The following is an 8,901-nucleotide window of genomic DNA, read 5'->3' as shown; positions in this document are numbered from 1 at the left end:
GCCTACTGGTCGACGCTGCCGAGCAGGCGCTCCGCACGCTCCTCCACCAGCCGCACCGCGCCCGGCTGACGGCCGGGCACCCGACGGCGGAGGAGGACCAGTTCCGGGGCCAGCTCGCGAGCCATGTCGTCGTCCTCGAGGCACTGCCACTGGTGGTGGGCCCGGTCGACGGCGCCTTCCACCTCCAGCGCGCTCTCCGCCTCGCCGAGTTCGAGTCGGCCCCGGGCCACCAGTAGCCACAGTTCGCAGCTGCGGGCCGGGGCTCCGGCGAGGCGGGCGAGGTCGGCCCGTACCTCCAGCCAGTGCAGGGCTCCCTCCGAACCGGGGCCTTCGGTGCGCTCGGCGGCGTCCTGCCAGGATGCAGCGAGGGTCTCGGCCTCCTGATGGCGGCCCGCCCGCGCGGCAGCCAGGATCGTTTCGTGCGGGTCCTCCGCCGCGGGCCGCACAGCCGGGGTTCCGGCCGCCGGGGGCGGCGCGGTCGCCGACCGGGCCGCCGCGGGCTGCGCCGGTGGTGCCGGCTGCGCCGAACTGGCGGCCGCGGGGTGAGCCACCGGAGGCTGTGCCGCGGACTGCTGCGCGACGCCGGCGTCTTCGGGCGCGGCCTGCGCCAGGTCGGCAGGCTGCTGCTCGACCGGCTCCGTGACGGGCAGCGTGTGACTGTCCTCGCGCTGCCACTCCGCGGGCAGATCCGGCCGGGAGTGGTGCTCCCAGCCGTTCGGGGCGACGGGGAAGGGCGCTGACTGAGAGCCGTTCGGCGTATCTGCCGTCGGCGCCTGGCCCTGGGCCTGAAGCTGGTCCGGGAACTGAACCTGGCCCTGGGCGTGGGCCTGCCCCTGACCACCTGCCTGGATGTGGTTAGCCACTGGGGGCTGGTACGCCGTCGGCGCCTCGTCGACACCCGGGGGCTGGTGCGCCGCCGGAGCCGGGAACGCGGTGGCGGTGGCGGTGGCGACGAACAGCGCCTGCTCGTGCTCCGTCGAACCGGATACCGCCGCGGCCCGCTCGTGCAGTTCCGGGAACGGCATACGGCCGCCCGCGCGCCACAGCCGCACGCACTCCTGAAGGTACGCGGGCTCCACCGGCGCCTTGCCGCCGCGGCGCCGCCGCCACTTCGACTCGCCGCTGTGCCGCACCACCCGGCCGAAGATCCCTACACCGGGAGCTTCCGGCAGGCCGCGCGCCTGGATCGCCTCCCATGTGTCCGTCTCCGTGGCCACGTCCAGCAGCACCGTCGTCATTCCCGGGTGCCTTATGGCCAACTCCCCTATCAGCCACTCCCAGGGCAGACCGCTGTACCGCACCACTGCCGAGTGCTGGCCGGGCGCTCCCAGGCCGACGTGGAGCCCGCCCTTCTTCGGGTCCTTGCGCAGCTCCCCGACGATGACGACGAGCAGCTGCCCGGACACCCCGGCGACCAGACGCACACGGGCCAGCACCATCTGCGGGTCGACAGGGCCCACCAGTTCGACAACGCCCACTCCGGCTCTGCCACCGGCCGGATCACCGCCCGCACCCGCCAGCACGCCGCTCCAGGTCACCCCGCCCAGACCCGCCACGACGACGCCGACATCCATCAGCCCTCCGCCGACGCCCGCCACCACCAGCACACCGTCGCCCGCGCCCTCGGAGCCCACACCCGGAACCGACACCAAAACCCCCCACACACCAAACCGATCAGAACACGGACAGTTTTCAGCCCAAGGCCCCGGCGGGCCGTCGCCACCTCTCGGGTCGGAGCCGGCCGGTGCCGGGCCATATCGGACCCGGCGGCAGTGCACATGTCGGGCCTGGCAGCAGAGCCCTTGCTGGCAGCGGCGACCTCCAACCCATCGACGGCGGACTCCAATTCAACACGACCACGTCTCCGTCGGCGATCCGGCTGCCGCCGCCCGGGGAGCCGGAACGGGACATCCCGGGGGATTCGGACGCCATGCCGGTTCGCCACCCTGACGGGTGAAATTCGTCGGCCGCACCTCGAAGATTTCCAGCGCCGCCACCGCGGGTCGGATTACGGCAAGCGGCCAGATGGCATACCGGAAGCGGTCTCAGTACCGCCGAAGACGGTCACCTTCGATCATGAAGGGAGGAAAATACGGCTTGTCCTCGTCTGACAGTTCGACGTGCTGACGTCTTCGGTTCACGGCGGCTGCTCATGCAATTGCCGATGAATTTGCACGCAGCAGAGGCTCGTAGCGTCGGGCCCATCTGGAGCGGTAGCTTCCGGCGGGAGGGGGCCCGCAACGGAGGGATTGGGAGGGGAAGAGAACGTTGAGCGTTCGTATGCCCTTGCCGTGCGAACACTACTGCGCCGTGAATTCGGCGCAGCCGGACACCGACCGGAAGCAGAAGAGCCCGGAGGCCGAACGGGAAGTACCAGTGGAGTTCGCTGCTTTCTGCGCTCTTTATCGGGACCGGTATCGGGAGTACGCGCACAGCCGCCTGGACGATGCGGGGCAGGCGGACACCGCCGTACGACTCGCCTTCGCCGAACTGGCCGACCAATGGGACCAGGCGCTGCGGAGCCCGAACACCAACGCCTACGCCTGGCAGCTCCTCAACCGTCACCTCCGTACCCACACGCATGTCGCGGAGGAGGCGGAACGGGACGGCCAGGAGGAGAGTGTGAGCCGGGCGGGGCTCCAGGACCGCTCGTTCCTGCCCGACCACGCGGACGGCGCCCGAATCCTGCACCAGGATTTGGGAATGCCCTTGCCGGAAGCCTCCGAATTGATGGGCCACACCACTCCCCGGCCCCGCTGAGCAGCACTGGACATCCCCGGCTGCGGCGCGCCGTCGTGCGCCTGTGCGCTCCCGTATGCGGTACGAGCGCGGGCAGCCTCCCCGCGAGCCGGGAGGTGAGCGGATGCACGGCCCTGCCACGGTCGGGTGGCTGCTGGTGGCGCTCTGCGCGGTGACGGGCGCCTCATGTGTACTGCGGGCGCGCGGCGCGGGACGCGGGCAGCGCGCTGAAGCACAGGGCGAGGCGGCGATGGGTTTCGGCATGGCCGCCATGGCCGTACCCGTGCTGTGGCACGGGGCGCCGAGAGTGCACACGACAGCGGCATGGTCCTTCACCGCTGTCTTCGGTCTGCTGCTGATGCGGGAGCTGTGGCTGGTGGCGGGCGGGCGGCACCGTGGCGGGTGCCGGTCGTGGCGGCTGCACCATGTGCTGAGCACCGGGGCGATGGCGTACATGGCGCTGTGCATGGCCCTCAGCGCCTCGGCCGGCACCGGCGCGCATGGCGCCGGAGCCGGCGGCGTGCCCGCGCTGACGGGCACGCTGTTGGTGTATTTCGCGGGGTATGTGCTGTGGACGGGCACGCGCCTGATGCCCGTGATGACGGGCGCGCCTGCCGGGGCCGCGGCAGGCGCTCATGGCGGCCAGGACGGCCAGGGGGGCATGGCGCTCCCGGTGGTGCGGCAGGCCGGGGTCGCGGCCGGCTGCCGAGTGGCCATGGGGGCGGGCATGTTTGCGATGTTGCTGTCGGTGTGAGTGGGCAAACACGGCCATGCAGTGAGCCGCATCACTTCTGCACTGTCGGGCATATCACTGTCTCGTAACAGCCTCTTAGGCTGAGCGGTATGACGGTCCCGCTCGCGCTGATGGTGCTCGCCCTGTTCGCCGCGGGTCTCGCGCCGCGTGTACTGACCCGCTGCACGTGGCCCGACCGGGAGCCGGTACTCGCCCTGTGGGTCTGGCAGTGCGTCGTCGGGGCTGTGCTGTTGTGCTGCGTGCTGGCCATGGCCCTCTCGGGTGCCGCCGCCTTCACGGTGGTGCGCAGCCATGTGTTCGCCGGGGCACCGAACGGAGTCGCGGAGGCATACACCTCCAGCGCCTACGCGCCATGGGCCGGTGCCCTGTGCGTGCTGCTGGCCTGCGGGGGCGCCTGGACGGGCGCGATGCTGCTACGGGAGATCAGGGACGCGCGGGCCCGCCGCCGCCGGCGACGCGCGGAACTGCGGGAACGGGCGCCCCAACTGCCGGGCGAGGACACCTCGTCGAGCGAGCGCCTGCTGGTCCTGGAGGACGAGAAACCGGACGCCTGGTGGCTGCCGGGCGCCACCCCGCAGTTGGTCATCACCACTGGCGCGCTGCGGCGGCTCAAGGGGCGGCAGCTCGATGCGGTGCTGGAGCACGAGCAGGGGCACGCGAGGGCGCGTCACGACTGGCTGCTGCACTGCTCGGCCGCGCTGGCCACCGGCTTCTCCAGGGTGCCGGTCTTCGCGGGCTTCCGCGACCAGGTGCACCGGCTGGTGGAGCTGGCCGCCGACGACGTCGCCTCCCGCCGTTACGGCAGGCTGACCATCGCGCTGGCCCTGGTCGAACTCAACGAGGGCCGAGGCATTTTCGGGCCCTGTCCCGCTCCGGTGGCGATGGTGCCGCAGCGGGTGCACCGGCTGCTCACGCCCGCCCCTCGGCTGCCGGTCAGCCGCAGACTGCGGATGACGGCGGTGGCGTCGCTGGTGCCCGTGGTGCCGCTCCTCGTGGCGTTCGCCCCGGGACTGTCCGCGCTGCGCTAGGGCTTGCCCCTCGGACAGCGCAAGGGACACCCGCCCCGAAGGGGCGCGGGAAACTGCGCGAGCAACCACAAACGCATCCGCACCCCGCACTCTTCGGACAGCGGCACCCCTCACCGGAACGACAGCCGCAGGACAGGCTCCAGCGGACTGCGACAGCCACAGGTGCGGTCTCCGGCCGCGGAAGGACGCGCCCATGAGTGCGAAAGGACGCGCCCATGAGTCGAAGAAACGACACGCGCGCCAGTAGCGACGACTCGCGCGCTGCGGGTGACGACGCGCCCCTGAAGTCCGCCGTCCCGGACGGCAGCAGCGATGATCGGCACATGTGTGGTGCGACCCGTTCCCCCTCGCCCGGCGTGCGTCAGGCCGCCGTGGCTGCCACCGTGGGGGCTGCCGCCTTCCTGCTGACCGTATTGGCGCTGCTGCCGTGGCGGCCGTTGGCCACGCTCGACCGGAGCACCGCCACCGGGCTGCACACCCTCGCGCTGGAACACCCGGCGCTGACCCGGACCATGCGGATCCTCACCGACTGGGTGTGGGACCCGTGGACGTTCCGGCTGTTGGTGGCCGTGGTGTTCGTACGGCTGGTGTGGTGCCGGGAACGGCTGGCGGCGTACTGGGCGGCGGGGACGGTGCTGGTGGGCACGGGTGTGCAGCAAGGCATGAAGGCGGCGATCGGGAGGGAACGCCCGCAATGGCGGCACCCGGTGGACTCGGCGGACTACGCCGCGATGCCGTCGGGGCACGCGATGACCGCCGCATTGGTGTGCGTGGTGCTGCTGTGGCTGTGGCGCGAGCGAGGAGCACCGCTGAGCGACACATGGTGGCGGCCGGCGGTCGCCCTCGCGGGGGTGAGCGTGGTCGGCGTGGCGTTCACCAGGGTATGGCTGGGCGTGCACTGGCTGACGGACACGGTGGTCGGCGTGCTGCTGGGCACGGCGGTGGCGTTGGCGTCAGCGGCGGCGTGGGCGGCTCTGCGGCCCGGTGAGCGGCTGCCCGAGCCCGTGGGCCGGAGAGGCTGACGCAGGCCCGCAGCGGGGCCTCAGCGCCCGTCTCCGCGGCCTCGGAGTCCGCTGGGCGGCGCGCCAACGCGCCGACGGGCCGCGGCGTTCGGGTACCGCCGGAGAAAGTAAAGGTTGCGCAAGGGGTGTTGGGGACGCTTCCGTCCTCTAGAGTCAGGGCCTGCGGTGCCGCTGTCGGACGCTCGGGCGGCGCTGGTGCGGGACCTGACCGGTCCACATCGCCGAGCCATCCGGTCGACGCCGATACCGGGGCGATCCCCCGCGTCGCCCCGATATCGGCCGCTGTACCGGGAGTCGCGTTGCGTGTCCAAAAGGGAACGCGAACACCCGAAGTCGTGCTGAGTATATTGGCTGCCAGCCAGTCAACGCAGGAGTTACAGCATGTCCCCCCGGAGCGCATCGGTCAATGAAGAGTTGCGCCGACGCTCGCGCGAACGTCTGCTTCAGGCGACCGTCGAGCTGGTCGCCGAGCGCGGATACGAAGCGACGACGCTGGGGGCGATCGCCGACCTGGCAGGGTCGGCACGTGGTCTGATCTCGTACTACTTCCCCGGCAAGCGACAGCTGTTCCAGTCGGCTGTGCACCGGCTGATGCATCTCACGCTGGCCGAGGCGCTGGACAACGGTCCGCTGCCCGAAGGGCCGGACGGCGGGCAGGAGATGCTGGCCCGGGCCATCGACGCGGTGCTGGGGCTGGCACGCGACCAGCCGGTGCTGATGCGCGCCCATATGGCGGGCATTCTGCAGCAGGAGGGGTTCCTCCAGTGCGACGAACAGCAGCGCCTGGCGTCCTTGCTGCGTGCCACTGTGGCCCGGTACGGCTCCGCCGACCCGGACACCGACTACCCGCTGCTGCGCGCCAATCTGATGGGCGCCGTCGTCGCGGCTCTGCTGCCCGGTGCGCCGATGCCACTGGAGCGGCTACGGGGTGAGTTGTTCAGCCGGTACGGCCTCAAGTGGGAGCGTGGGATGCCGCCTGACCAGGCGAACTCGGGCATCTCCCACCCCTCGCCCGCAGCGTGCGCGCGGCGTCTGAAGCGGCTCCGGCCGTGCGGCTGGGACGTCGGCCCGGGACCGCGGGGAGCGAAGGATCAGCACCGGTAGGGAGTTCAGCGCAACAGTCACAGCGGAGCAGCCACTGCGAAGCAGCCACAGCAGTGAGCTCTGGGGATCAGCGACGGGCATGGCGCGGACTCAGCAGGCCCGCGTCACGGGCGCTCGCGATGAGGCGCAATGACTTGCGCCGGCTGTGCCCGGTGATCCGCATGACGGCCAGCACGGGGTCCTGGCCCTGCTCCCTGGCCGCGGAGTACGCCTCGGCTGCCACGCGCAGCGCGTCCCGGCCACGGGGCGCCGGCGGCCGTCTCCGCCCCCTGGTCCGAGCATGGGACGGCCCCGTGCGCGCCGCCGGGGGCGGGGGCGAGGGTGCGTCCGGTGACGGCGCCTGGGGCGACGTCGCCGGCGCCCTGGGGACCGACGGTTCAGGGGCAGGCGGCGGGGGCGGTGGTGGCTCAGAAAGGGCCGGTGGCGACGGTGGTGGCAGCGTGCGCGGCCGACCCACTGGCAGTGCGCAGGCTCCGGTGGTCCGGGCTGTGGGACCGGTCTGCGGCGGTCTGATGGCCGACGGGCACGCCGTCGTCAGCGGCTCCTGGAGACAGGGCGCGAGCCGGACGAACTCCTGGAACGTCAGGGGTGGGTCGGCCCGCATCTCCTCCAGGCGGACCCGGCCGTCCACCACGGCGGCCACCACTTCGACCTGAGTACCGTCGGCGCGGCTGACCCCGACGGCGAACCAGGGCGGCTGTGCCCCGGCACCCTGCGGCCCGTGGCCTGCGCCGGTGCCGTACCCCCGGAGCTTCCAGGCCGGGCACGGCGGCGCCGACGGGTCGCCCTCCGGCAGGCAGCCACCTCGTTCGTACGAGCGATCCGACAAGTAGCAAGAGCAAGAGGATCTCTCCGACACGTCGGCACCGTAGACCCGGCCGCCCGGGGCCGGGCGGCGCGGCGCGCTCGGCCGGGAGGAGGGCAACCCTGACGACGGAGGCCGCGGCAGCCCGAACGGCGCACCGGCTGCCGCCGTACGGGCGTCGGACAACTCCGCTCATACGGGCATCCGCGCAGGCCGGGGCGCATTGTCAGTGGGCGGGTGCAGACTGTTCCGTACCTTGGACAACGACGTCTCGAAGGCGGTGCCGCCATGGCGGACGTACTGCTCGCAGTAGGCACGAGAAAGGGCCTGTTCCTCGCCCGGCAGCAGGCCGGCAGACGGGGTACGGGGAACTGGGAGTTCACCGGCCCGCATTTCAATGCGCAGGCTGTCTACTCCTTCTCCATCGACCGGCGCGGTTCCGGATCGCCCAGGCTGCTGGCCGGTGGCGACAGCGCGCACTGGGGCCCCTCGGTCTTCCACTCCGACGACCTGGGCAAGACCTGGAAGGAGCCGGAACAGCCACCGGTGAAGTACCCCAAGGACACCGGAACGTCCCTGGAGCGGGTCTGGCAGTTGCAGCCGGGCGGCGAGAGCGAAGATGGCGTGGTGTACGCCGGGACGGAGCCCGGAGGGCTGTTCCGCTCGACCGACGGCGGCGAGTCCTTCGAGCTCGTCCGCTCGCTGTGGGAGCATCCCACGCGCAAGGAGTGGGTGCCCGGCGGTGGCGGGCTGGGGCTCCACACGATCCTGGTCGACCCACGGGACGCGCGGCGGATCACGGTCGCCGTCTCCACGGGAGGCGCCTACCGCACGTCGGACGGCGGCGAGAGCTGGGAGCCGTGCAACCGGGGCGTCTCCGCGGTCTTCCTGCCAGAGAGCATGCGCTACCCCGACTACGGACAGTGTGTCCACAAGATCGCCCGGGACGCGGAGAACCCCGACAGGTTCTATCTGCAGAACCACTGGGGCGTCTTCCGCAGCGACGACAACGCCACGAGCTGGCAGTCGATCGGTGACTCCCTCCCCTCGGACTTCGGTTTCCCCGTCGCCACCCACCCCCGGCGCGGCGGCGTGGCCTACCTCTTCCCGCTCAACGCGGACTCGGACCGGGTGCCGGCGGAGCGTCGCTGCCGCGTCCACCGCACCCAGGACGCCGGTGAGAGCTGGGAGGCGCTGGGCACGGGACTCCCCGAGGCGGCGCACTACGGACCGGTGCTCCGGGACGCGCTGTGCACGGACGACGCCGACCCGGCCGGGGTCTATTTCGGCAACCGCAACGGAGAGGTCTTCGCCAGCGCCGACGACGGTGAGAGCTGGCGGCAGCTGGCGTCACACCTGCCGGACGTGCTCTGCGTGCGGGCGGCGGTGATCGACTGAGGCGGTGGGCAAGGAGGCGGAGGGGGACGGCGGTTTCCGCGGGGCGGGCCG

Annotated in this window: 8 protein-coding genes; 6 read left to right on the top strand and 2 right to left on the bottom strand. The window is 72.0% G+C overall.

The window, feature by feature from the left end; genetic code table 11:
* Nucleotides 1–2: 2 nt before the first annotated feature.
* Nucleotides 3–1,649, bottom strand: a complete 1,647-nt coding sequence (locus ITI46_RS35625) for a hypothetical protein (RefSeq protein ID WP_307808402.1) — start codon at nucleotides 1,647–1,649, stop codon at nucleotides 3–5.
* A 661-nt stretch (nucleotides 1,650–2,310) separates the two neighbouring features.
* Between ITI46_RS35625 and ITI46_RS31355 the strand changes: the two genes are divergently transcribed.
* From ITI46_RS31355 to ITI46_RS31335, 5 genes are all read left to right on the top strand, one after another.
* The gene (locus ITI46_RS31355; protein ID WP_307808401.1) at nucleotides 2,311–2,760 is read left to right on the top strand and encodes a hypothetical protein; all 450 of its coding nucleotides are present in this window, start codon (nucleotides 2,311–2,313) and stop codon (nucleotides 2,758–2,760) included.
* A gap of 103 nt (nucleotides 2,761–2,863) precedes the next feature.
* Nucleotides 2,864–3,493 (top strand): DUF5134 domain-containing protein, encoded by a 630-nt coding sequence (locus ITI46_RS31350; protein WP_209243320.1) that lies wholly within the window; start codon nucleotides 2,864–2,866, stop codon nucleotides 3,491–3,493.
* A gap of 89 nt (nucleotides 3,494–3,582) precedes the next feature.
* Nucleotides 3,583–4,521 carry a M56 family metallopeptidase gene (locus ITI46_RS31345; RefSeq protein ID WP_209243319.1) on the top strand — a complete coding sequence of 313 codons (939 nt, stop codon included), beginning with the start codon at nucleotides 3,583–3,585 and terminating at the stop codon, nucleotides 4,519–4,521.
* A gap of 323 nt (nucleotides 4,522–4,844) precedes the next feature.
* Entirely contained in the window at nucleotides 4,845–5,543 is a 699-nt protein-coding gene (locus ITI46_RS31340) for a phosphatase PAP2 family protein (protein WP_209243321.1), read from the top strand.
* Between the two features lie 381 nt (nucleotides 5,544–5,924).
* Nucleotides 5,925–6,647 carry a TetR/AcrR family transcriptional regulator gene (locus ITI46_RS31335; protein ID WP_209243318.1) on the top strand — a complete coding sequence of 241 codons (723 nt, stop codon included), beginning with the start codon at nucleotides 5,925–5,927 and terminating at the stop codon, nucleotides 6,645–6,647.
* Nucleotides 6,648–6,714: 67 nt separating this feature from the next.
* Here the strand turns inward: ITI46_RS31335 and ITI46_RS35230 are convergent, their stop codons facing one another.
* Nucleotides 6,715–7,506, bottom strand: coding sequence for a DUF6214 family protein (locus tag ITI46_RS35230; protein WP_307808400.1), 792 nt, complete (start codon nucleotides 7,504–7,506; stop codon nucleotides 6,715–6,717).
* 234 nt (nucleotides 7,507–7,740) lie between these two features.
* On the opposite strand from ITI46_RS35230, the gene ITI46_RS31325 reads away from it, so the two are divergent.
* Nucleotides 7,741–8,850 (top strand): WD40/YVTN/BNR-like repeat-containing protein, encoded by a 1,110-nt coding sequence (locus ITI46_RS31325; protein WP_209243316.1) that lies wholly within the window; start codon nucleotides 7,741–7,743, stop codon nucleotides 8,848–8,850.
* The last annotated feature ends 51 nt before the right edge of the window (nucleotides 8,851–8,901 follow it).

The sequence above is a fragment of the Streptomyces oryzae genome (assembly GCF_017676365.1).
Classification (GTDB): domain Bacteria; phylum Actinomycetota; class Actinomycetes; order Streptomycetales; family Streptomycetaceae; genus Streptomyces; species Streptomyces oryzae.
The sequence above is the reverse complement of the archived record's forward strand: the minus strand, read 5'-3'. Positions and strand labels throughout refer to the sequence as shown.